The 22196-nt window shown below is 62.2% G+C and carries 19 protein-coding genes; 9 read left to right on the top strand and 10 right to left on the bottom strand.

Features of this window, described 5'->3' with window-relative positions; translation table 11 throughout:
- Positions 1 to 6: 6 nt before the first annotated feature.
- From EPJ54_RS01230 to EPJ54_RS01215, 4 genes are all read right to left on the bottom strand, one after another.
- A complete protein-coding gene (locus EPJ54_RS01230; protein WP_135209855.1) occupies positions 7 to 2154 on the bottom strand; it encodes a TonB-dependent receptor in 2148 nt (715 codons plus the stop codon).
- A gap of 253 nt (positions 2155 to 2407) precedes the next feature.
- Positions 2408 to 2932, bottom strand: coding sequence for a hypothetical protein (locus EPJ54_RS01225; RefSeq protein WP_135209854.1), 525 nt, complete (start codon positions 2930 to 2932; stop codon positions 2408 to 2410).
- A 190-nt stretch (positions 2933 to 3122) separates the two neighbouring features.
- Entirely contained in the window at positions 3123 to 4130 is a 1008-nt protein-coding gene (locus tag EPJ54_RS01220; RefSeq protein ID WP_135209853.1) for an N-acetyltransferase DgcN family protein, read from the bottom strand.
- 8 nt (positions 4131 to 4138) lie between these two features.
- Positions 4139 to 4819 carry a helix-turn-helix domain-containing protein gene (locus EPJ54_RS01215; protein WP_135209852.1) on the bottom strand — a complete coding sequence of 227 codons (681 nt, stop codon included), beginning with the start codon at positions 4817 to 4819 and terminating at the stop codon, positions 4139 to 4141.
- Positions 4820 to 4994: 175 nt separating this feature from the next.
- Between EPJ54_RS01215 and EPJ54_RS01210 the strand changes: the two genes are divergently transcribed.
- Entirely contained in the window at positions 4995 to 7139 is a 2145-nt protein-coding gene (locus EPJ54_RS01210; protein ID WP_135209851.1) for a TonB-dependent receptor, read from the top strand.
- Between the two features lie 170 nt (positions 7140 to 7309).
- Here the strand turns inward: EPJ54_RS01210 and EPJ54_RS01205 are convergent, their stop codons facing one another.
- Genes EPJ54_RS01205 through EPJ54_RS01190 form a run of 4 tightly spaced genes read right to left on the bottom strand, consistent with a single transcriptional unit; the run spans position 7310 to position 13363 of the window.
- On the bottom strand, positions 7310 to 8908 hold the full coding sequence (locus EPJ54_RS01205; RefSeq protein WP_135209850.1) for a serine hydrolase: 1599 nt from the start codon (positions 8906 to 8908) through the stop codon (positions 7310 to 7312).
- Positions 8909 to 8936: 28 nt separating this feature from the next.
- On the bottom strand, positions 8937 to 10061 hold the full coding sequence (locus tag EPJ54_RS01200; RefSeq protein WP_135209849.1) for a YkvI family membrane protein: 1125 nt from the start codon (positions 10059 to 10061) through the stop codon (positions 8937 to 8939).
- Between the two features lie 3 nt (positions 10062 to 10064).
- The gene (locus EPJ54_RS01195) at positions 10065 to 11360 is read right to left on the bottom strand and encodes a peptide MFS transporter (protein ID WP_239590703.1); all 1296 of its coding nucleotides are present in this window, start codon (positions 11358 to 11360) and stop codon (positions 10065 to 10067) included.
- 11 nt (positions 11361 to 11371) lie between these two features.
- Entirely contained in the window at positions 11372 to 13363 is a 1992-nt protein-coding gene (locus EPJ54_RS01190; protein WP_135209847.1) for a serine hydrolase domain-containing protein, read from the bottom strand.
- Positions 13364 to 13633: 270 nt separating this feature from the next.
- Here EPJ54_RS01190 and EPJ54_RS01185 point away from each other — a divergent pair, with 270 nt between their 5' ends.
- The 3 genes from EPJ54_RS01185 to EPJ54_RS20195 all read left to right on the top strand — a co-directional run bounded on the left by EPJ54_RS01185 (position 13634) and on the right by EPJ54_RS20195 (position 15694).
- On the top strand, positions 13634 to 14623 hold the full coding sequence (locus tag EPJ54_RS01185) for a dipeptide epimerase (protein ID WP_239590702.1): 990 nt from the start codon (positions 13634 to 13636) through the stop codon (positions 14621 to 14623).
- A gap of 7 nt (positions 14624 to 14630) precedes the next feature.
- Positions 14631 to 15323: a helix-turn-helix domain-containing protein gene (locus EPJ54_RS01180; protein WP_167755519.1), complete on the top strand. Its 693-nt coding sequence runs from the start codon at positions 14631 to 14633 to the stop codon at positions 15321 to 15323.
- 239 nt (positions 15324 to 15562) lie between these two features.
- Positions 15563 to 15694: a hypothetical protein gene (locus EPJ54_RS20195; RefSeq protein WP_275574739.1), complete on the top strand. Its 132-nt coding sequence runs from the start codon at positions 15563 to 15565 to the stop codon at positions 15692 to 15694.
- Between the two features lie 210 nt (positions 15695 to 15904).
- Here the strand turns inward: EPJ54_RS20195 and EPJ54_RS01175 are convergent, their stop codons facing one another.
- Positions 15905 to 16732, bottom strand: coding sequence for a nucleotidyl transferase AbiEii/AbiGii toxin family protein (locus tag EPJ54_RS01175; RefSeq protein ID WP_135209845.1), 828 nt, complete (start codon positions 16730 to 16732; stop codon positions 15905 to 15907).
- The gene (locus EPJ54_RS01170; protein ID WP_135209844.1) at positions 16729 to 17532 is read right to left on the bottom strand and encodes a type IV toxin-antitoxin system AbiEi family antitoxin; all 804 of its coding nucleotides are present in this window, start codon (positions 17530 to 17532) and stop codon (positions 16729 to 16731) included. The genes EPJ54_RS01175 and EPJ54_RS01170 overlap by 4 nt, the downstream gene beginning before the upstream one ends.
- 304 nt (positions 17533 to 17836) lie before the next feature.
- On the opposite strand from EPJ54_RS01170, the gene EPJ54_RS01165 reads away from it, so the two are divergent.
- From EPJ54_RS01165 to EPJ54_RS01145, 5 genes are all read left to right on the top strand, one after another.
- The gene (locus EPJ54_RS01165) at positions 17837 to 18250 is read left to right on the top strand and encodes an AlbA family DNA-binding domain-containing protein (RefSeq protein ID WP_135209843.1); all 414 of its coding nucleotides are present in this window, start codon (positions 17837 to 17839) and stop codon (positions 18248 to 18250) included.
- Positions 18251 to 18287: 37 nt separating this feature from the next.
- Entirely contained in the window at positions 18288 to 18704 is a 417-nt protein-coding gene (locus EPJ54_RS01160) for a hypothetical protein (RefSeq protein WP_135209842.1), read from the top strand.
- Positions 18705 to 19174: 470 nt separating this feature from the next.
- The gene (locus EPJ54_RS01155; protein WP_135209841.1) at positions 19175 to 20389 is read left to right on the top strand and encodes a GTPase-associated system all-helical protein GASH; all 1215 of its coding nucleotides are present in this window, start codon (positions 19175 to 19177) and stop codon (positions 20387 to 20389) included.
- Positions 20390 to 20430: 41 nt separating this feature from the next.
- Positions 20431 to 21351: a TRAFAC clade GTPase domain-containing protein gene (locus EPJ54_RS01150; RefSeq protein WP_239590701.1), complete on the top strand. Its 921-nt coding sequence runs from the start codon at positions 20431 to 20433 to the stop codon at positions 21349 to 21351.
- On the top strand, positions 21344 to 22195 hold the full coding sequence (locus EPJ54_RS01145) for a TRAFAC clade GTPase domain-containing protein (protein ID WP_135209840.1): 852 nt from the start codon (positions 21344 to 21346) through the stop codon (positions 22193 to 22195). Before EPJ54_RS01150 ends, EPJ54_RS01145 begins: the two co-directional genes overlap by 8 nt.
- Position 22196 lies beyond the last annotated feature (1 nt).

Raw genomic sequence — 22196 nt, 5'->3', positions numbered from 1 at the left:
CAGCCATCAGAACACCCGCGTGACGCGCAGGCCGACCTGACGCGGCGGGCCGTAGAAGTGCATGCCCGAATTGAGCGCGGCCACATATTCCTGGTTGGTCAGATTGGTCGCCCAGAGCGTGGCGATGAAGTCGCCGTGCGTCCACGCGAGCTGACCATTAAAAATGTTGCGCGCTTCGATGTGGTCGCCGCGGGCTTCGTTTTGGAACAACGTCGCCCATTGTTCGGAGACGTGGCCGTAATTCAGACGCGGCGTCAGCGTGTCGCCGCCCGGCAGCGAGAACACATATTGCGCGCCGATATTGAAGGTGAATTCCGGCGCGTAGGTCTGCTCACGACCCGCGAGCGCGATGCACGAGACGCTCGACGGGCCCGTCTCAATATCGCACGGCGTGACTGAGATAGCGCGGCCATCGGTGGCGTAAAACTCACCGAGCTCACTGTGCATCCAGCCCAGACCCGCATCGACCGAGAATGCGCCGAACACGGCTTCAAGCTGCGCTTCGAAGCCGTACATCTCGGTCGTGTTCGGCACGTTAACTTCCTGGCCGAAAACGGGGAAGTTCGGATAGCCGATGATGACCTGGAAGTTCTCGTAATCATTGTAGTACGCGTTGATCTGCGTACGCAGGCGGCCATCGAACCAACCGGCCTTCCAGCCGATCTCGTAGTTCGTGACCAATTCCTCGTCGAATGGTTCGAGCGTAATGGTAGAGCCGAATAGGCTGACCGGCACGTTGAGACCGCCGGGGCGGAAGCCCGTCGCCACATAACCGTAAACGAAATTGTGGTCGTCGATCGTCCAATTCAGCGCGACCTTGCCGGAGAGGTTCGACCAATCCGCTTGCTGGTTCTGAACGATCGGAATGCCGTATTGACTGACATTGATGAAGTTCTCGGTGCTGCTTTCGGCGTAACGCGCACCGATTTGCAGTTCGAGGCTATCGCTGAGATCGAACGTCACTTGACCGAACAGCGCCGAAGTCTCCTTCGGGTTCGTGCCGTCGAGCACGTATTCGCTGAACGGGCTGCCTTCCGGCAGACCGATAACGAATTCGCCCGGGAGGAAATTGTATTCGTCGTGCTGATAATAGGCGCCGAGGATCCAGGTGATCGCGCCGTCATCCGGCGAGATCAGGTTGAATTCCTGCGAATAGATCGTCTCATCGACGTCGTCGCGGAAGGTGTTGACGCCGATACTCGTGCCGTCGAGATCGGCGCGATAGATCGTGTTGCCCTCCTGGTAGCCGCTCACCGAACGCAGCGTGATTCCGTTGCCGAATTCATAATCCACGCGGAGCGTTGAGCGCACGAAGCGATCGAGCGCGGCCCAATCGGCGTTCGAGGTAATGTCGAATGGCTCGTCGTCGTAGAAGATGGGCTCTGCCGGATAAGCGCTGAGGTCGAGATAGTTCAGATCGGTCTTGAACAAGACGGAGAGATTTGAGCTGGGCTCCCAGAGTAAGCTGAACCGCCCGCTCGCGGTGAAGATACCGTCATCGCCGCTATATGGCCCGGTGATGTCGTAGAAGCTATCGCGTGAATCCGTATTGAAGGCGACGCGTGCGGCCAGCGTATCCGTCAGCGGCAGATTGATCGCGCCCTGCGCGCCGACCAAATTGTAATTGCCGACTTGGCCCTGAATGTAGCCGTGATAACCGCCGTCGATCACCGGATCGCGCGAGGTGACGAACACGGCGCCGCCCGTGGCATTCTGGCCGACGAACGTGCCTTGCGGCCCGCGTAGAATTTCAACGCGCGAGATGTCGTAATACGGTTCGGCGGTGAAATAGCCTGGGAAGGTGGCGACGCCGTCGCGATAGGTGATGACGCCCGTCGTCGTCTGCGTGTTGTGCTCGGCTTTGCCGATGCCGCGAATGTTGAAATCGATGCCTTGGCCAAAATTGTTGACCGTGGCGCCTGGGGCCACGAATTGCAGCTGGTCGACCGTGGTGACGCCGCGGTTTTCCAAATCCTCACCACTCAGCACGGTGACGGCGAGCGGCGTGGTTTGAATATTAGTGCTGCGGCGCTCGGCCGTGACGACGATCTCGTTGTCGGTATCGCTCTGATCGCTCGCGTTTTGCGCAAAGGCCGGCAAGGCAGCCGCGATCTGTGCGGCGGCGCAAGCCGACGCGAGAAGTATCGCCCTCATCTTTTCCTCCCCTGGGCGCCGATCATAACCGCCGGTCGCTCCACTGAACGCGAGTGAGCCACCAAACAGAGGCGCTGTCAACATTCACTATCGCGTGCGTGAATATCTTTTTGAGAGCGCTTTGGGGGTGGGAAATGGGATCGGGGCAGTTTGACGTGTTTAGAATGCGGACATGCGCCGGCGCCCGCGTGGAGCGGAGCTCTACGCGGTTTGCGGTTGTGTTGGAGATGCCGGCTGGAAGCCGGCGGTCCAATTAGCTGGAATCCGCGCTGAGCACTTCTGGCGTCGTGAGCGTGCGCAGCGCATCGGCGGCGCGGGGACGCATCAGGATCGGTTGCAGCCGTGTGAGGCGACGCGCGAGTTGTGGGCTCAAGACGCGCGCGAGCGCGTCGAGATTGTCGAGCGCGTACATGAAAATGCCGAAGCGCGTGCGCAGGTCGCGATGGCGGAGGCATTTGCGCAACACAGAACCACGCGCGGCGCGGAGCGCGCGTTGTGGGCGCGCTTTGGTGTGCAGGCCTGGGCGTGGATCTTGCTGCAGGAGCCCCGATGCGCGCAGATGCGGCTTGTCGGCAAGCGCACGCACCAAAATAAAATTGCCGATGTAGCGTGCGAAGCGATTGGAATCGCACATCGGGTAGCGCGCGCGCATGTGACGGCGCGAGCCGCGGCGATCCGCGAACATCACCGCGCTCAACCACACGAGCATCAGCCGGCCCCAGGCGACGAGCCTGGCGCAGCGATGCGTCGTCAGTGGGGTTGCGGGGATGTGTTTCATGCGCGGGAGTGTGCGGGCGTGCGCATGTGGGTCGGATAGATTTTTCCATCGGACCGCCGGCTTCCAGCCGGCATTGGTGGAAACACGCCAACTATCAAGCGGCTTCAATGAATGCCGGCTGGAAGCCGGCGGTCCGACGTGTGGGATAGCGGTGCCTCTATCCCTCTTTCGGACTCGGCCACTGGGCGCGCTAGGCGAGGCAAGCCTCCACCAGCGCTTCAAACGCCGCGCCGCCGCGGATGGGGTCGGCGACGGGGAGCGCGAGCTGGGCGGCGGTTTGCGCGCAGAGCTTTAGTGCTTCGGCTTCGCTGAGCGCGGACGTGTTCATGCTGACGCCCGCGCAGCGGATGTTGGGATTGGTGCGGGCGCCGAGGCGGAGCGTGAGATCGATGGCTTCGCGCAGATCCGGCAGAGCGTAGTCGGTATAGCCGAGCACGTATTGGCGCGATGGATCGTGGCAGAGCACGATCACGTCGGGCTGAGATCCGTGCAGCAACGCGAGCGACACACCGGCGTAAGCGGGATGATGCAGCGCGCCCTGCCCTTCGATGACGTCCCAATGATTGGCATCGTTGGCGGGGCTGAGCATTTCTGCCGCACCCGCGGCAAAGTCCGCGACCACCGCGTCCATCGGCATGCCGCCACCCGCGATCATGATGCCGGTCTGGCCGCTGGCGCGAAAATCTGCACGTACGCCGCGTGCCACGAACGCCCGCGTGAGCGCGAGCGCTGTGTATTTCTTCCCCAGCGCGCAATCGGTGCCGACGGTAAGCAGGCGTTTGCCGCTGCGCTTTTTTCCGTCGCCGATCGGAATGTTCGGCGGCGGCGTGCGGATATCGATGAGTTGACGACCGAGACGCGCTGCGGCGGCGCGCAGATCTGGCATGTCGTTGAGCTTCGCATGCATGCCCGCGACAATGTCGAGGCCCGCTTGGAGCGCTTCGATCAAGACGGGCAGCCAATGCGCGGGGATTGCGCCACCAGGCGTGGCGACGCCGATCACGAGAGCGCGCGCGCCGGCCGCTTTCGCTTCGGCGGGTGAGAGACGCGGCAGGTCGATGCTGACGCCGCCGGGCAAAGTCCACTCGCCGATGCAATGCTCGGGCGCCCAATCGCGCAGCCCGAGCGCGGTCTTGGCGTAACCGCGCTCAGCGATGTCGCCGAGGAAGAGAAGGTACGGACGCGGGAGATCGAGCATGGAGGAGATCAGCCAGCCGCCTTGATGCGGCGCGGCGACGCGGGCACGACAACGGGTTCAGCCTTCGGAGTTTGGCGCTCCGTGGCGGCCACCAATTGCGCCTCGGCGCCGGTGCAGATCGAAAGCACACGGCACACGCCCTCGCCGACTGCGATGTAGGCATGCGCCATGCCGCTGTCGAAATAGATCGAGTCCCCGACATTGAGGCGCACCGGCGCGTAGAGCGCGGTGTAGAGGTCGACCGTGCCTTCCACGACATAGGCAAATTCCTCGCCGGGATGGCTCACCAGCTCGCCAAATTCTTCAAGGCTGCGGGCGCGGAGTTCGGCCACGACCGGAATGAAGCTCTTGTTGAGCAAATCGGCGGCGACGTAACGGTGGCTGTAATTTGGGGTCTCGATGGCGCGGCCTTCGTGCTTGCGGGTGACGCTGCGCCGGCCGGTGACGGCGCGCTGCACGGGCGCGTCGGCGCCGCCGAAGAGCCGGGAAATGTCGATATCCAAGCCTTGGCTGAGCTTGACGAGCTTATCATAACCCAATGAAATCTTGTCGTTTTCAACGCGAGACAAGGTCGAAATGGGAATGCCGGTCCGCTCACTGGCTTCGGCCAAGGTCCAGCCGCGCTGCAAGCGCTGCTCCTTGATCACAGCCCCCGGCCGCGCCTGGCTGACACCACTTGTGTCGGACATCTCGGATTCCTCCCGTTGGCCCAAGCGTAACCGCGAGTTTACATCAACACCACAGTGTTGCGCGAATTTTCTGCGTTTTCGCAAAACTATTGCGTAAGTGGAAATTGTGGTGTCTGTTAGCCTGAAGGCGGGTCCGGGCGACCTCACCCGCTCCGTATCAGGGGGAGAAGTTTCCATGTTCGTCCGATTGGCCATCGCACTCGCGGCGTCGGCATCCTTGCTGCCTCTGGCGGCTGAAGCGCAGGCACAAACGCAAGACAACGCGCACGAAGAAATTGTCGTCACGGCGCAAAAGCGCGAGGAACGTCTGCGCGACGTGCCGCAATCGATTACGGCGATCACCGATGAAACGCTGGAGCGTTTGCAGGCGAGCGACTTCAACGATTATGCGGGTCAGGTGCCGGGCCTTGCCGTCACGGGCGGTCAGCCGGGCAATTCGCGCGTCACGCTGCGCGGCCTGAATACGGGCGGTGTGGCGTCCACCGTCGGCATCTATGTCGATGAAACGCCGTTCGGCTCGAGCACGTCACTCGCCAACGCCGCCGTCCTCGCGCTCGACCTTGATCCTTATGATGTGGCGCGCATCGAAGTATTGCGTGGCCCGCAAGGCACGCTCTATGGCGCTAACACCCTGGGCGGCATCCTGAAGTTCGTGACCGCAGCGCCGGAGCCGGGCGAATTCTTCGGCCGCGCCAGCGGCACGGTGGAAGCCACCGAAGGCGGCGATTCTACCTGGGCGACGCGCGCGATGGTCAACATTCCGCTTGGCGATCAGGCGGCGTTGCGCCTGAGCGCGCTGCGCCGCTCGGAAGGCGGTTATGTCGACGATCCGGATCGCGGCATCGAAGACGTCAATGGCGTGGAAACCACTGGCTGGCGCGCGGCGTTCCTGTTGAACGCCACCGAAAACCTCACCATTCGCCTGTCGGCGCAGCAGCAAGACATCGAAAGCGAAGGCACTGATTCAGTCGCCTATTTCCAAACACTTGATCCCGTCGCTGGCGACACCGATCAGTTCAGCCCGTTCTCCGTATCGTCAGACGTTACCTACCGCATTCTGAACGGCACGATCGATTGGGATCTGGGCGGGGTTTCGTTGATCTCGTCCACGAGCTACAGCGAACTTGAGCAAGCGCACCTTGAGGACGGCACGCTGGCGTTTGGTCTACCGTCGTTCCTCGACGAGGATATTCCGCAAGACAAGTTCACGCAGGAAGTCCGCCTCGCCTCGAACGGCGAAGGATCACTCGAATGGCTGATCGGCGCTTTCTACACGAACGAAAACGCCCTGCTCGATCAGGAGATTTTCTTCGGCACGCCGCCAGGAACGGTGAGCGGCCTCACCGCCACCATCGATTCCGAATACACAGAACGCGCTGTGTTCGGCGGCGTCACCTATCATTTCACACCGCAATTCGACGTCGCCGTGGGCGCACGCTACGCCGAGAACGAGCAACGGATGACCCAAGGCGGCACCGCAGTGAGCAATGGTGGCGAAACCTCCAGCGACGATGCGATCACCTATTCGATCGCGCCGCGTTGGCGCCCGAATGATCAGACGACCATCTATGCCCGCATCGCTAGCGGTTATCGCCCCGGCGGCCCGAACATTCTCGGCGCACCGAGCGTCATTCCCACCACGTTCGATCCGGACGAGACCGTCAATTACGAAGTTGGCGTCAAGACCGATCTCGTCGACGGCATTCTGCGTTTGGATGCAGCCGCGTTCCACATCGAGTGGAGCGACATTCAGTTGCTGGTGTTCGACGGCGCAGTCTCCGGCAACGCCAATGGCGGCGGCGCCGAAAGCCAAGGTGTGGAATGGGCGGCGACGTTTACGCCATCGGACGCGCTGACGATTGCCTGGTCAGGCGCGTACACCGATACGCAACTCACCGACGACACCGACCCGATCGTCGTGGGCGGCGCTGCGGGCGATCCGTTGCCGTACGCGCCGGAATGGGCGAGCACGGTCGATGTCACATATGAGTGGCCGGTGTTTGGCGATGCGTTGGCCTATGTCGGCGGCGCATGGCGCTATGTGGGCGAGCAATCCACAGGTTTCCCAGGCGTCGGCGGCTTCCTCTATGGCGCCGAGCAAATCGAATTGCCCAGCTACAATCTGCTTGATCTGCGCGCCGGCGTTGATTTCGAAGCGTTTACGGTGGCCCTGTTCGCCAAGAACGTGACCGACGAACGTGCGATCACGCAATTCGGCGGCTTCGGCGAAACTTTGCCGGATGCGCTTGGCGAGCCGAACGGCGGCGCGGTGCTTGTGCGCCCGCGTACAATTGGCGTAAGTCTGACGGCGAACTTCTAAGACAATGCTCTAGGGTCAGGGGGCTGACCTGGAGCACGAGGGGCGGTTGCGAAAGCAGCCGCCCCTTCTTTATGCGCGATTGCCTGCGTGCGGCACAAAGAGAAGCGCGCCCCGATGAGGAGCGCGCTTTGATTGTTTGACGCGAGCCGAGCGTAGCGCCCGACTCTCTTCTATTCGGCAGCGACCGGCGTGAAGTTCAGATCCTGATAGTCGAAGCTGAAATCCGCGAGCGGCGAGACCGGGCGGAGGCTGATACGATCGACCGCACCTTCGGCGTTCAGCGCGAACGTAACGTAGGCAGGCTCGATCAGGCGATCGCGGAAGTCGACGCGGAATGTGTCGTACTGCCAATGCGTGAGTTCGCCGGTCATGCCGGCAGTCAACGTGAAATCCATCATCAGCTTGCCGTCGGCGGTGCCGGTGATGGTCATCGGGCCGTACCAAGCATCTTGGTAGCGGCCGGCATAGCGCTGCAACGGCAGCGATGGCTGCGACGGCACAGGTGACGCCTGCTGCTGTTGCAGCGTCGCGACCGCGCGTTGATCGCGCTGTTGCACGAAGCTCTGCCACGCTGCGCCCCAATCGTAGTACGGCCGGCCGAGATAGTGATCGAGCAGCTCATACGCGAGACCAAGGGCGGCTTCGCCGTCCTCGCTGTTGATGGCGATGGAGAAGCCGACATTGCGCTCCGGGATCAGAATCAGGATCGATTGCGCGCCGAACACCGCGCCCGTGTGCATGATTAGGCGATGGCCTTGGTAATCGCGCTCCATCCAGCCCAACGCGTACGAATTGAACTGCGGCGTTGAGGCCGCGACAGGCTCAGGCGCCTGGCCGAACGGCACGTGCACTTGCGGGCGCCACATCTCGCGCGATTGCGCTTCGCTGAACAGGCGCCCGCCCTCAGGCGTGGCGCCGTGTGCAAGTTGGATCGCAATCCAGCGGCCGAGATCGTTGGCGCTGGCCGCGACACCGCCGGCCGGCGCTGCGTTGGCGCCGAGTTCGGGATCGAATTCGGCGCGGCCGCTATCGTCCATCATCTCCTGCGTGCCCATGCCGGCCATCGGCCCGTCGCGGCGGCCATGCGGCCAAGCGCGATTGCGCGTGCGGCGACGTTCGACACGATCGGAGGTCGCGGTGCGCATGCCGGCGGGCACGAGCACGTCTTCGCGCATGAAACGCTCCCAGGTTTTGCCGGAGACCTCTTCAACGAGTTGGCCGGCGACAGCGTAGAGCACGTTGTCGTAGGCGTAACCACTGCGGAAACTCGTGGCCGGCCGAATGTGGCGCAGCGCCCGCACCGTATCTTCGCGCGAGCGGGACGAGCGCGGCACGAACATGAGATCGCCCGCACCGAGCCCCAAGCCGCTGCGATGCACGAGCAGATCGCGCACCGTCATCTCGCGCGTGACCCATGGATCGTACATTTGGAAATATGGGATGTGATCAATCACACGATCGTCCCAGGAAATTTGACCGCGATCCACAAGCACGGCGAGTGCTGCGGACGTGAAGGCTTTGCCGACGGAGCCGAGCTGGAAGATCGTGTCGGCATCGACGCGTTCATTGGTGTTCAAGCGGCGCACGCCATAGCCATGCGCGAGCGTCACCCGGCCATTCTCAACGATGGTGACCGCCATACCCGGCACGCCGACTTGGCTGCGGATTTCTTCGACGCGCGCGTCGAAATTCGCCGGTGGGTCGGCCCATGCCGTCCCGCCAAGACAAAACGCCAGCGCGATCACGCTCGCTCTCAAGGTTCGCCCCATATCGCACCTCCCATAGGCCATTTGGCCTCTATGCAGTCTGTGTGTCTGTTTGCGGCGCGCGCCTGAGGCGCCAGATTCCAAGCGTCAGCAATGGCGCGACGAACACAATCAACAGCGTCAACGCGAGCGCGCGATATCCCTGCGCAATCAAGGTCACGAGGCCGATCCGGTCGGCGATGAACACGGATCCAAGCAGAACGAGCGTACCTATGATGAGGCGCGCGCGCATCGACAACGTCTTGCCGCGCCGCGCCTTGTAGGCGCCGGCGATGCGCTCATTCAGCCCATGCACTATGCCAACGCCGCTCTCGAGCAGCGCAACCAGGATCATGATCTGGAACACGACGTGGAAGAGCGGCAGGTCGAGTTGGCGCAGCAGGAATTCGGACGGCAGCGTCTCGGCGCCGATCTGGGGATAGAACGCCAGCATGCAGAAAAAGAACACGAACGCCGGCCAGATCGCCAACGGCCCAGCGAGCGCGCCGGCCACAACCGCATCTCGCTTCGTCGTCAGATGGCGCAGCATCGGCAGGATCGCGATCGCACCGATAAGATTGTAGCCGCCATAGGTGAGCCCGCCCAACACCCAGCCTTCGGCCGGTGTCGACCCCGTCAGATTGCGCAGCGCGTCGTTACCGAACGAGGTTAGCGCGAGCACGCCGAAGACGGCGTACACGGCGTACAAAAAGAGCGTCATCCACTTGAACAGACCTTCGACCGAGTCATTGCCGAACGTGGTTACGGCGGCCACGGCGGCGACAAAGGTCAGTGATCCCACGACGACAGGCGCGCCGAAGGTCGCGGCGCCAATTTCACCTGCGGCAGCGCCAAACACGGCGAGCAACAAGATGAGGAACGGCACGTAGGCGATCTCGAACAGAAACCACGCCCGGCCGAGCAGACCGCGAAAGAAGGCGCGATAGTCGAACGCGCGGAGCTTCTGCGCCAACAGGAATGTCAGCGCACAAATGACGCTCCAGACGAGCATGGCGAGTAGGATCGCGAGCATGCCGCCAATGGGCCCATGCGGCAGAAAGAACTCCGCCAGCTCGCGGCCCGTCGCGTAGCCGCCGCCGATGACGACACCCTTGAACGCAAAGCCCGGCAGCAGGTAACGCTGAAACCAGGTCGGCGCGCCCTGCTCGTTGCTCATGGCTTAGCTCGCGTTCGCGGCTAGGCGTTCGCGGCCCATCCAGAAGAGGATGAGCGCGGCCAGGAACGTGGCGCCCGCGCCGATGGCGAAGAAGAATTCGGTCGGGATCGTCAGCCAGAGCGTGCCGATGAAGCCGGCCGAGAGGCTGCCGACGAATTTGGCGATGTACCATGCGCCCATCATCATCGACGCGACTTGCACTGGAGATAGCGTGCCGAAGAGCGCGAGGCCAACGGGCAGCACCAACAGCTCGCCGAGCGTCAGCAACACGAAATAGGCGATCACCCAAAGCGAACTGACGGCGCCGCCGCCGCCCGCGCTGTAGGCCAAAGCAGCGCCCACCATGACAAGGCACGCAAGCCCTGCGAGCGCACAGCCCAGCGCCATACGGCGAAACAGATTCTGCTCGTGCCCCGCCTCTTTGCGCTTGCGCCAATAGATCATAAGCAGCGGCGTCAGCGCGATGATCAGTAGCGGGTTGAGTGAAGTGAACCAGGGCGCGGGAATCTCGAAGCCGCCAAGCGAACGCTCGGTGCGATCGCTCAGCCACAGCGTGATCGTGTTGCCGCTCTGCTCGTAAGCGATGCGGAAGAGGATGACGACGGCGATAACGCCGAGCAGCGTGGTCAGCGCCTTCCAATCGACCTTTGACAGAGGCGTACGTGTTTTCTCTTGCGCGCTCACGCGCGGCAACTCGGGCGGCAGATGTTTCTTGAAACCAAGATAGAGCACGAGGCCAAGCGCCATACCGAAGCCGGCGGCGGCGAAGCCCCAATGCCATCCGTAAAGCTGCGCCAGTAACGGGCACAGAATAATTGCGGCGAAGGCGCCGAGATTGATGCCCATGTAATAGGCGCTGAACGCCTGATCGCGCCGCGCGTCGCCCGGCTGATAGAGCGCACCGACTTGCACCGCGAGCGGCGGCAGGAAGAGACCGTTGCCGATCGCAACCAAAGCGAGCGCCGGGAAGAGTAGCGATTCAAACGCCATCGCGAAATGGCCGAGCATCATCAGCGAGCCGCCAATGACGACACTTGTGGTCTTGCCGAGCCAGCGATCGGCGATGATGCCGCCGATGAATGGGCTGAAGAACGCGCAGCCCGTGTAAAGCCCGTAGATGATCGAGGATTGCGCCTGCGGCAAACCAAGCTGCTGGGTCATGTAAAGAACCAGCATGGCTTGCAGGCCGAAATACGAGAACTCAGCCCAAGTTTGCGTGAGGAACAGCACGGTGAGTCCCGGTGGATGGCCGAAAAGGCCTTTGCCCGAACTCACCGCACCCGCTTCGCTTTGACTCACCGGGGGTCGCCTTAGTAGCTGTAAGCAAAGCTGAAGAAGTTCATCACCACGGCGAACCACAGAATGACGAGCGCCGAGAGCAACACGAACAGCCCCCAAATCTTGGCGAACCACGTCGATGCGCTACGCCAGAGCGAGACATTCGCGAACGCCGCACCCGCCACAGCGAGGATCGGCAACAGGCCGCAAATGTAGAGCACCGTAAACAGCGTCTGCGCGGTGCTGCCGCTATTGCTGGTGAGCGATTCCATCAGCCACATCACGAACGCAAACCAGGCGCCGATATAGCCGACGGCCAGCAGCGAGGCGACGGGCGCCACGCGATGCGCCAGCGCGCGGCCGCCCTCGTACGGGAAAGGCGTCTTGTAGGCGCGGCGCGCCAGCGCACGGATCGGCCAGCTGAGCAGCGTGATGAGCAGCACGCCGAGCGCTACGCCGAAGAGCGGCAGCAACAGCGATTTCGAGCGATACCAAGGCGCACGCGTCGAAGGGATCGCAAACGAGAGCGGCTCGAAGGCGATCGCGGTGACGACGCCATTCTCGTCAACACGCGCGCTCATGCGCTCGCCGCTGCCGAGTGCTTGCCAGACCCACGGCTCCACTTCGCGCCAATGCTTCGGTTGGCCGTTTACATCGGGCAAGCCGGGACCGACGAGGTCGCCATTCGGCAGCATCGTCACCGTGGTTTGACCCAAAAAATACGCAGCGACCAATGGGCTCGTTTCTGCCCGACGCGCGCTGTCGTAATCTCCGGCGACAGCGGCGCCGTGCTCAAGCGCGGTGGCGAGCGGCTCCGGATCGGGGCCGCGTTCGGTCGGGTAATAGCGATTGACGAACGCTTCCATGAACTCCCAGCGCAGCAAACGCGCGCCCATCGACGCGCTGCCGCCGGAATTCAGCGAGATATAAACGCCGACATTCTGATCCATCAGCAGCGACAGGTTCGAGTGGAACCATTGCGTGTCGCCGCCATGCGCCAGGATGCGTTGGCCGCCGTAATTCTCTTGATAGAAACCCAGCGCCATCGAGTTCACAGCCGGAAATTGCTGGTCGATGGTCTCGTGCATGAGGCGCGCCGTTTCCGGGCTCATGAGGCCTGCGCCATCGTTGAGATGCGCATTCATGAAGAGCGCCATGTCCGGGCCGGTCGTGGTCAAGGCGCCTGCCGGTGCGGCCGGGATGATCTCGAACAGCTGCGCTTCGCCGTCGGCTACATTCTTATAGCCGCCGGACATCGCGGGATTCATCGCCGCCGGCAGCGGCTGCGCGAAGGTGGAATGCTGCATGCCGAGCGGTTCAAAAATGTGCGCGTGCACGTAGTCGGCAAAGGATTCGCCCGAAACGCGCTCCACCACGTAACCGGCCAATGCAGTCGCGTAGTTTGAGTAAGCTGGCATCGTGCCCGGCGGATAGATGCGCGCCGGGATGCGTCGCTTGAGATAATCGCCCAGCGTGAGACCGCCAGCCGCTGGGTCCGACGAGATGAGATCGCGAATAACTTCTTCGAAGCCCGTGGTATGCGTCATGATCTGACGCATCGTGATCGGCTGGCCTTCGTAGTCTGGGATTTCGAAATCGATATAGGTGTTGATGTCGGCGTCGAGATCGATGCGGCCTGCTTCGACCTGCTGCATCACGGCAGTCCAAGTGAAGAGCTTGGAGATCGAGCCGGGGCGGAAGAGCGTCGTGTTCGGATCGACCGGCGTACGCGTTTCGAGATTGGCGAACCCATAGCCGCGATTGGCGACGACCTGGCCGTCGCGCACCACAGTCACCACCGCGCCAACGATGTCAGCGTTGGAAAGCGCGTACGGCATGAAGCCGTCGAGCCAAGCGTTCACGTCCGCGCTGGTCACTTGCGGAGGTGCGGCTGCGGGATCGACCGCCGTTTCCTGAATTTGCTCCGGCGTCGGCGCGACTTGGCCGCTGGCCTGAAGGGCGCCCAGGCTCAATAGCGTTAGCGCGGCAACGGGCGCTGCCCAGCCTTTCAGCTTGCTCAACATGATGTCGACCCTCTCCCCACTCGGGGTCTAGCTCGCCCGAGACCGCCAGATTGCCTGCCAATTCAGAATTTGCAAGTTCTTTTGCATATTTGCATTATCGGGCCAATTTGTCTTTTTTCCTGTTTTTTCAATGCTATTAGTGTCATTCTCCGCCGTAAACGCTTTCATAATTTGCGACGGACAGTAGATTTTGCCCGCCTTTTGTGCGTAATTGCATTTGCGCAAACCTCCGAAAATCATCGGACGGCGGCGCGATCGCGGGAGGACGCCTTGGGCGGGAAACGACAGGTCTCGATCCATATCGAGCATTGGCCGATGCTGGCCCCCTTCCGCATTACGGGCCATTTGTTCACGGCGCTCGATTGCGTCGTGGTGGAGATCGCGGAGGGCCCGCAGATCGGCCGCGGCGAAGCGGCGGGCGTCTATTATCTGCAAGACACGCCCGACAAGGCATTCGAGCAAATCCACGCCATTCGCACCGAGCTTGAAGCCGGTCTGGATCGCGAAGCGCTACAAACGCTCCTGGCGCCCGGCGGCGCACGCAACGCCGTCGATTGCGCGCTCTGGGATTTGGAATGCAAGCGCGCAGGCAAGAGCGTATGGGCGCAAACGGGGTTGAACAGCCGGCCGCTAACGACCTGCCAAACCATCGGCGTGCTGGATACTCCGGAAGACACGGGCAAAGCCGCAGCCGCACTCTCAAGCTTCAAATTGCTGAAGCTGAAGCTCAATGGCGACCGTCCGATCGAACGCGTTCGAGCTGTGCGCGCCGCGCGCCCGGATGCGCGGCTGATTGTGGACGCTAACCAAGGCCTGACGTTGGCGCTGCTGCAGGAATGCCTGCCTGAGTTCGCCAAGTCCGAAGTCGAAATGATCGAGCAACCGCTGCCGCGCGGCGAGGATGCAGCACTCGAAGGCATGCCGCGCGAAGTGCCGCTCTGCGCCGACGAAAGCTGCCTGCATCGCGGCGAGTTCGAAGCCGCCGCCCGCCGCTACGACATGATCAATATCAAACTCGACAAGACCGGCGGCCTGACCGAGGCGCTGCTGCTCGCCGATGCGGTTCTGGATCGCGGCCTGGACTATATGGTCGGCAACATGCTGGGCACGTCTCTAGCTATGGCCCCCGCTTTTGTCGTATCGCAGAAGGCGCGTATCGCTGATTTGGACGGCCCGCTCGCACTGAAGGCTGACCGCATCGGCGCTATGACGTACAGGAATGGCGTGGTCGGGCCGTTTACGAGCGACCTATGGGGCTAGGCAATTCATGGACGTCCGTGATCTTCGCAATCATCTGATCCTGAGCACGGGCAATGCCGAGCCGCGCCCCGAGGCGCGCGAGACATCAAGCGAAGACACGCCATTCGATCAAGCCAGCTTTGGCGCGGCCGTGCGCAAATTGCGCGCCGATCGCGGTTGGACGCTGAAAGATCTGAGCGAACGCTCGAAGATTTCGCAATCGGCGCTCTCGCGGGTGGAGACGGGGCAGATCACGCTCTCCTTCGATCGTGCACACGCGCTGGCGCGCGCGCTCGACGCGGATTTCAGCCAGATCGTCAATCGCATGGTGCGCTCCGATGAGACGCGCACGCAGCAACCCGTGAACGCCAGCGGCTGGCGTACGGTCACGCGGCGCGGCGAAGGCCATCGCGTGTCGCAGAACAATGGCGAGTACGAATATCTCTGCACCGACTTTCTGTATCGCCGCATGGTGGCGGGGATTGCGGAAGTCACGGCGCACTCGCTTGAAGAGCACGGCCCCTTCGTCACCCACCCCGGCGAGGAATTTCTGATGGTGGTGGAAGGCAGCGTGATCGTCGAAACCGAATATTACGCGCCGCTGATCCTCGACGTTGGCGACAGCCTGCAGTTCGACTCCACGACGCCACACGCCGTGCTCGCCGGCGGCAAAAAATCCGCCCGCGTCTTCTTCAGCATCACCGACCCGCGCTGGGAATAGCGGCACTATCGCCGCTCATTTTCAGTGTGGAATGGTGGGCCACGACGATAATTGTTTGAACCCCGAATTGGCCGAATTCCGGGCCTGGGACCGGGTGTTTGGCGTGCTTCAGGACTGGAATCGAAGCTTGGTCGCCCAGGAGCCACCTAAGGACGGGCCCTGAAGGCTCAAACGCCTTTCCGGACATTTCCGGCGTGTGGCTGGCGACTGATCGAGATCGCGGGGAGCCCGAGCCCTCGGTGCTTCCGAAGACCTCAGACCTCGCGGCACGCGCGCCGGAGGCTTACGAGAAACTGAAGGAGCTCGCCCAGCTGGTGGGCAGGCAGCTGGCGCGCGAGGAGTTTCAGCGCCGCACCGACAAGCAACCGTGAACGGAGTTCAAGTTGGCCTCTTCATGCTCTTACCAGTCGTCGCGCTCCGCAGCCTGCATCCAACGCAGTGTGGCGAATGCCTCGAAGTCCACGTCCAAGATGCACTCCACGGCGCATGGCTCCAACCACCATGTCGATGCGTCGCGTCGTCGAGGCGATGATTTCCCGCCGTTTCCCGACGTTTCCCGCGCGGAAAACTGCAACGGCTCGTCACGCCTTCGGCTTGCCGTCTCCCTTCCAGGGATCGCCTGGCAAGATTTCGATCAGTCGCGTGCGCACATTGTCGGCGGCCGCATCTATGTCCCACTCGTAGCCCGGCGCCAGGAGCGGGGCGATATCGGCGCGAAACACCGGATCGTCGAGCTTGCCAGCGAAGGTCTTCTCGAACATCGCGCGCGTCGTCGGATGGCCTTCCTCGTCCATGTAACGACGAAACACCTCGACAATGCGCGCAGGATCGGCGGCGTCGCTTTTCAGGGCGAGATGAAGGTCCAGAAGATCGCGTCCCTTCCGGCGTTGGTGCAGTGCGCGCATCTTGGTGCCGAGCAGTTCGTCCAACTCGTACGTGAGAATTGCGCACTTGCCCTTGAACCAGGGCGAGTCTACGGCGAAGGGCTGCGTCGCCAGACCATAGACAGTGAAGTGCTCTCGTGTGTTGATCTCGACCTTGAGCCGGAGCTTGATCGGCGGCTGGCCTTCTGACTCAAAGCGATAGAAGAAGGTGACACGGCCTTCGCTTTGCTTGAAGGTCGGCTTGCCTAGCCATGGATCAAGCACTTCGTGCAGCGCGTCCATTATGGGCCCGGCGGGTGCTGCCTCGACCTGCACCAGATCGATGTCCTCAGAATAACGCGCAGCCGGCTTCAGGAAGAGCTTGTAGAGCGCAGTGCCACCGCGGAACGCAAGCGCCTTCGACAAGAGCGGATGGGAGAAGATGGCGACAAGCGCGCGACAGATGACAAGATCCTGCTCGACCTGGATGTCTTGCACCCATGGCGCGTTCTTGCGCCAAGCTGTGATGTAGTCGCGCGGGATCAAACTTCGGCCTCCACGCGCTCATTGACCAAGAGCTTCCAGTCCGTGTTGCGTTCAGCTTCGACCGAGTCCGCCGACGACAGAAGTGGTGCGTAGTCGTGTGCGAGTGCTTTCACATAGTCGCGCAACGGCCCTGCCCGATCGCCCACGCCGATGTGATCCAGCAAATAGCCCAGACGCTGCGCCCACGGCAGCGGCGCCGTCTGCGCGGCATCGACGAGCTTGGCCGCATCGATCTGTTCTGCAAGTTCGGCAAGGACCGTGGCGACATTTTCGAAGCCGCCGACATGATGATGATACCCCACGAGATCGATCGCCGTCGCCTCAGGCGTTGAGACGGCGATCGTACCGCGGGGCGTATTGAACATGCGCGTCGCGACGGCAGAGAGGTTGCGGCGAGAGTAAAAGGCGACGCGCACGGCGCCGCACGCAATGTTGAGACGCCGCCGCGGCAGCAGCACTTGGAAAACCTGCGGCGCGTGGTGCGCCGCGCCGTAATACTGAGCCGCCGACAAGAGGCCGGCATAATATGAGAGCCCCTGCCATTGCATAAGCGCCGGGATGAATTGGTCGCCTGGTAGGCAACCGAGCGCACGATACTCGGGGGGCACGATCACGTAGAAGCCACGCGCCGGAGAGGCCACGAGCTTCTGCTTGGCGAGGCGGCCCAGCGCGAGCTTTGCTGCCGCCGGCGACACACCTAATGCGTTCTGGGCCTCCGCGGACGTGAAGTGGTGGCGACCAGAGGCTGCCAGGCCGTCCACGTAGGCACGGGCGTGCGGGGGCTGGTGGTCCGACTTCACGTACGCAAGGTATCACAAAGTGATACTTAGAGAACTTAATTTCCTGAACAATGCCAGCCAAACGCTCGTAAAGTATCGAAGTATGATACTTTACAGACAATTCCCCTGAATCCATTACCTATTGTATTTGTTGTGCTTTTTGTTCGGGCCTGACGCGTTACCGAGCCAAAAATCTGGCTTGGAACCTGCGGCTCTTGACCAGTCCGGCTGTCGTTTCTCCGAGAAATCTCCGCCTCTGCCCATATCCCCATCGTCGTGCGCGGATGACGGACCGATATTCCGATCCGAAGCTAAGGTGCTGTCCATGATTCCGAGAAGTTTCGGCGACGTCGACATCTCCGACATCCAACGGCTGATCGACAATCAGGTCGCTGAGCGCCGTACGCTTGAGTTCAAGCGTGATCTTCCGGGTGACACCAGAGACGAGCGAAAGGAATTTCTCGCCGACGTCACTTCGTTTGCGAACGCGCACGGCGGCGACATCATCTATGGATTGGCTGAAGCCCACGGCACCCCTTCAAGCGTGCATGGTCTCGAAGTGTTGGACGCCGACGCCGCGCTGCGCGGCATCGAGGATCGCATTCTGGATAGAGTGGAGCCGCGCCTACCGGGCCTCCGCATGAAGTGGATCATAGCAGCCGACGGCAAGCGCCTCCTGCTCATCAGGATCCCAGCGAGCACGATCGCTCCGCATCGGGTCATCTTCGCCAACCAGTAGCAAGTTCCATGGCCGCAAGAGCAACGGCAAATACGAGATGGATACGCAGGAATTGCGTGAGGCCTTCACGGCGACAGAGGCGCTGCCGGCGCGCCTTCGAGCGCTCCACTTGGAGGCCGTGGATGCAGCCGCGCGAGACGAACTGCCGGCCGGCCTCGGCGAAGGTCCAAGAGCCATCGTGTCTGTAATACCGATGAACTACTTTCGTGAACGGCTCGATCTCGACATCACACCAGAGAACGCACTCGCTCCCTTCAAGCCTGGCGGACACATGGAGGCCGTCGAAATGTTGGAAGGCGTTCTTCTGCACACCGATGGGGGCGGACAGAGTCGAATGGACTCATATGCCGTCACGCATCGTCGCGGACGAACCGACATGGTTTGGACGATGGGCTACCTCATGAATCCGACGCGGGATGATGAGTGTGGCGTCGTCCCCCTATGTGCGATTTAAGGAGGGACTCATCGACGGGGCCCTGTCTGGAGTTGGGTGGCTTCAACGATACTCGATCGACGGGCCGTGGGTTGTGCTGACGACAGTCATCGGGATCAAGGACTACATTCTGTTGATCGACAATGATCACTATTCTGCGCCTGCATGGCGAGACCAAGCATCGCTGGGCGAAGTCGTGTCGGAGCGGCTCACCCACGAGGACCTCGTTCCATTCTTGAAGAGTTTCTGGCGCTTGTTCGGAATGCGGCCTCCCAGCAACCTAGCCGGAGCGTGAGGGAACCAGCCGGGCGCCGGCTATGTGTTCTTCCTGGATCGGGCCGCGTGCATTTGGGCGCCGAATCGCGCAAGCGGGTATCCAAGCCGACCTGACAATTTCGGCTTCGGTACGAGCCGCGCACGCGGACCCGAAATGGTAGCTCGCGCCCGGCCACCTATGACATAACCGCAACGGTCATAGGTGAGTCGTGAGCGTGGATATTCTTCAGCGGTTCTTGAACCTTCAGCTGTTCTCGGTCCAAGGCGAAGATGCGCGCCTTGAAAAAATTCGCGCGGCGACGACGGCGCTCGAAACGGCGCTGCTCGCCGATAGTACGCAGTTCCTGCGCGCCCTTCTCGCTGCGGCCGATCCAAACGCGCCGATCACGACGCCGGCGCTTCAGGCGGCCGCCAGCGCGCTCGAGACCGAGTGGAATAGCTACATGAACATCTTCGCATCACCGCCCGTTGCATTGTTTCGGGCGATGCTTGCGCAAGCGGCCTTTGGGGCGGCTGAGAAGAACGCTGGTTACGCCGCCGGCGCCACACAACTGCTGCGCAACATCGTGCCACGCCGCGATTTCGGTAGCGAAAACGAACTTTGGCGCGAATTGCTCGATGGTCTCGACGCCAGGTATGAGCAGGCCGCCGCCGAAGCATGGGCCGACAATTTCCGCGGGCCGCCGGCTTCGATGCTGAAGAAGCCCGTCGAGAAGCAAGCCAAGGTCGACCGCAACAAACTTCAATTGGCCATGCTTGGCGCCGCCGGCCAACACGGGCCCGAAAGCAAACCAGGCACCAACCCAAACCCCCATTGGCCGAGCGCAAATGATGCGTGGGCTGGGGACTATGCAAGCCGCGCTGCGGCCGCGATTGGTGACGCCGTAGACGACGCGGTTGGAGTGGCCCTCCAGGGTCGCAACGCCGTCGATAAGGCCGTTTTCGAAACACTAGAACAACGGTTGCCGAACGCGGAGGGCGTGCAGCGCCGGACCCGGCTGCTGTGGTGGAAGGAAGCCGCCTATTCGCCGGTGATCGATCGCGGCTACGATCAGATGTCGCTGCCGGTCATGGCGATCGCCGCAGCCGTCGATGTGCATCGTATGGTACCGACGCTCTCGCCGCGTAGCGTTGAATTTTTCTTACGTTCGGTGGTTGCCTCGCGTGCCGGCGCTTCGGCTCGCACGTCAACGGAGTGGCTCGGCGACCTCGCCGGCGCCGCCGATCGCGCCGCGGCGGCAAGCGCCTTGCCTGCGCTCGTGGAGCCGATGGATTTTCTCACCCACGGCCTCAACCGCGCAGCCGCCAATACGTCCACCACGGCCGCCGGTCTTTACGCGGAAGGCGCAGCACTGACTCTCGGCGATCTTAGCGTCATCATCTTCCGCGAACTTCAAGCATTGGCCGCTATCAACACGGCCGCCGCGTGACAACGCGCTGCACTCAACCCGACTGTTTCGCTCCCGAGGTGATGTGCAGCCTCGGCGAAGAAAACCGCGCCGACTGTTCGTTCTGGAAAGCCGCGCTCGCGGCGGCGGGCGAAACGGACGGCGCAGCGGTAACGGACATTGCGAGCGGTGCCGCCGTACCCTGGTCGGGCAATGCCCTTGGGCTGGTCGATCTTGCGTTCACGAGCGGCCGCGGCGCGCCTCGGGTTGTTGCCGTGATCGGAGCGGCAGGTGCTGGAAAGACCACGTTGCTTGGATCCTGGTATTTGATGTTGAGCCGAGGTGCGCTCGACGTCGCGTCGCATGCTTTCGCCGGCTCGTACACGCTGTCAGGTTGGGAAAACATTGCCCACTCTCTGCGGTGGGCGAATGATGGCGGTCCGGGATTTCCGCCGCATACGCCAAGCGGCGAAGGACGAGCACCGGGCATGTTGCATCTCGCGCTGCGCAGAGGCGATCATATCATCGAGGACGTGCTGTTTGCCGATGCCCCCGGCGAATGGTTCCGCGCGTGGTCGGTCAATCGCGATGCTCCAGAAGCCGAAGGAGCACGCTGGCTCGCAACACACGCCAGCGTCATCATTCTCGCTGCGGATTGCGAGGCGCTTGCCGGTCCGGAGAAAGGCAACACTCGCATGACGTTGCAAGCCCTCGCTCAACGTATTGCCAGCGAGCGGCGCGGGCGGCCCGTGGCGCTCGCTTGGACCAAGGCCGATATTGAGGTGCCGGAGGCTGTGCGCACGTCAGTTCTCACGGCCGTGACGACACACCTTGGCGACATTCCCGTGTTCGAAGTCAGTGTCAAAGAACATCACGCGACTGCGCCGGAGGCATCCTTCGTTCGATTGATGAATTGGTCGATCAGTGCACCGCACGCCAAGACGCAACCCGCGTTGGAGCGGATCGCAACCGACGATCCGTTCATGGTGTATGGCCATGCCTGAGTCCGCGAATACCCGCACGGTTATGGTCATCGGCGAATCCAATGCCGGCAAGACGCATTATGGCGCGCAGTTGCTGCAGCGACTGAATTCGCAGAAAAGCGTGCTGCAGATGCGCGCCATGCCAAGCAACATGACCGCCTTCGAGGCTGCGATGCGCCGCATTCACGATGGTTTGGCTGCGGAACACACATCGGCGACTGTCTCAGCCGACAGCGAGTGGCCGATTACGGCCGCCGACGGCCAAATGCTCGACCTGATCTGGCCGGAGTACGGCGGCGAACAACTCAACGACATTTTGGTCAATCGCCAGGTTCCCGCGACATGGCGGGACCGGGCGCGCACGAGCGATGGCTGGTTGGTGTTGGCGCGCGCGAACCATCACGAGGTGGACGGCGATTTCATGTCGCGTCCGCTGTCTCAACTGAAACAGGCCCCTACCGTCCAACCGCCGTACCGGCACACCAGTCAGGCTCGGCTGATCGAACTGTTGCAGATGCTGCTGTTCATGCGGGGCGCCGACGTTGTCGCTGGACGCGGTATTCCTCGCCTTGCTGTCGTGCTCTCCTGTTGGGACGAGCTCCCGGCAGACCTCATTGCGCGCGGTCCTCCTGACGTACTGCGAACGCGCATGCCAATGCTAGCGCAATTCGTCGAGTCAGTCTGGCCCGCCAACTTGCGAAGCACGCTTGGACTGTCGGCGCTTGAACGTGCGTTGGACGACAAAGTCGTCGACGAGGATTTCCGCGACCGTGGGCCCGAGGCATTTGGCTACACTGTACTCGGCCCAAACGCTCGCACGCCGGATTTGTGTATTCCGCTTGAACACATCGCTGGTTGGCGCTGAC

The sequence above is a fragment of the Vitreimonas flagellata genome (genome assembly GCF_004634425.1).
In the GTDB taxonomy this organism is placed as follows: Bacteria; Pseudomonadota; Alphaproteobacteria; order Caulobacterales; family Aquidulcibacteraceae; genus Vitreimonas; species Vitreimonas flagellata.
This window is presented reverse-complemented; position numbering and strand designations above follow the sequence as displayed.

Coding starts and splice junctions, on each gene's coding strand:
- EPJ54_RS01205 (WP_135209850.1), bottom strand. CDS start 8,908: ATGGGGCGAACCTTGAGAGCGAGCGTGATCGCGCTGGCGTTTTGTCTT.
- EPJ54_RS01160 (WP_135209842.1), top strand. CDS start 18,288: ATGGATACGCAGGAATTGCGTGAGGCCTTCACGGCGACAGAGGCGCTG.
- EPJ54_RS01220 (WP_135209853.1), bottom strand. CDS start 4,130: ATGCTCGATCTCCCGCGTCCGTACCTTCTCTTCCTCGGCGACATCGCT.
- EPJ54_RS01225 (WP_135209854.1), bottom strand. CDS start 2,932: ATGAAACACATCCCCGCAACCCCACTGACGACGCATCGCTGCGCCAGG.
- EPJ54_RS01230 (WP_135209855.1), bottom strand. CDS start 2,154: ATGAGGGCGATACTTCTCGCGTCGGCTTGCGCCGCCGCACAGATCGCG.
- EPJ54_RS01165 (WP_135209843.1), top strand. CDS start 17,837: ATGATTCCGAGAAGTTTCGGCGACGTCGACATCTCCGACATCCAACGG.
- EPJ54_RS01200 (WP_135209849.1), bottom strand. CDS start 10,061: ATGAGCAACGAGCAGGGCGCGCCGACCTGGTTTCAGCGTTACCTGCTG.
- EPJ54_RS01190 (WP_135209847.1), bottom strand. CDS start 13,363: ATGTTGAGCAAGCTGAAAGGCTGGGCAGCGCCCGTTGCCGCGCTAACG.
- EPJ54_RS01145 (WP_135209840.1), top strand. CDS start 21,344: ATGCCTGAGTCCGCGAATACCCGCACGGTTATGGTCATCGGCGAATCC.
- EPJ54_RS01150 (WP_239590701.1), top strand. CDS start 20,431: ATGTGCAGCCTCGGCGAAGAAAACCGCGCCGACTGTTCGTTCTGGAAA.
- EPJ54_RS01180 (WP_167755519.1), top strand. CDS start 14,631: ATGGACGTCCGTGATCTTCGCAATCATCTGATCCTGAGCACGGGCAAT.
- EPJ54_RS01215 (WP_135209852.1), bottom strand. CDS start 4,819: ATGTCCGACACAAGTGGTGTCAGCCAGGCGCGGCCGGGGGCTGTGATC.
- EPJ54_RS01210 (WP_135209851.1), top strand. CDS start 4,995: ATGTTCGTCCGATTGGCCATCGCACTCGCGGCGTCGGCATCCTTGCTG.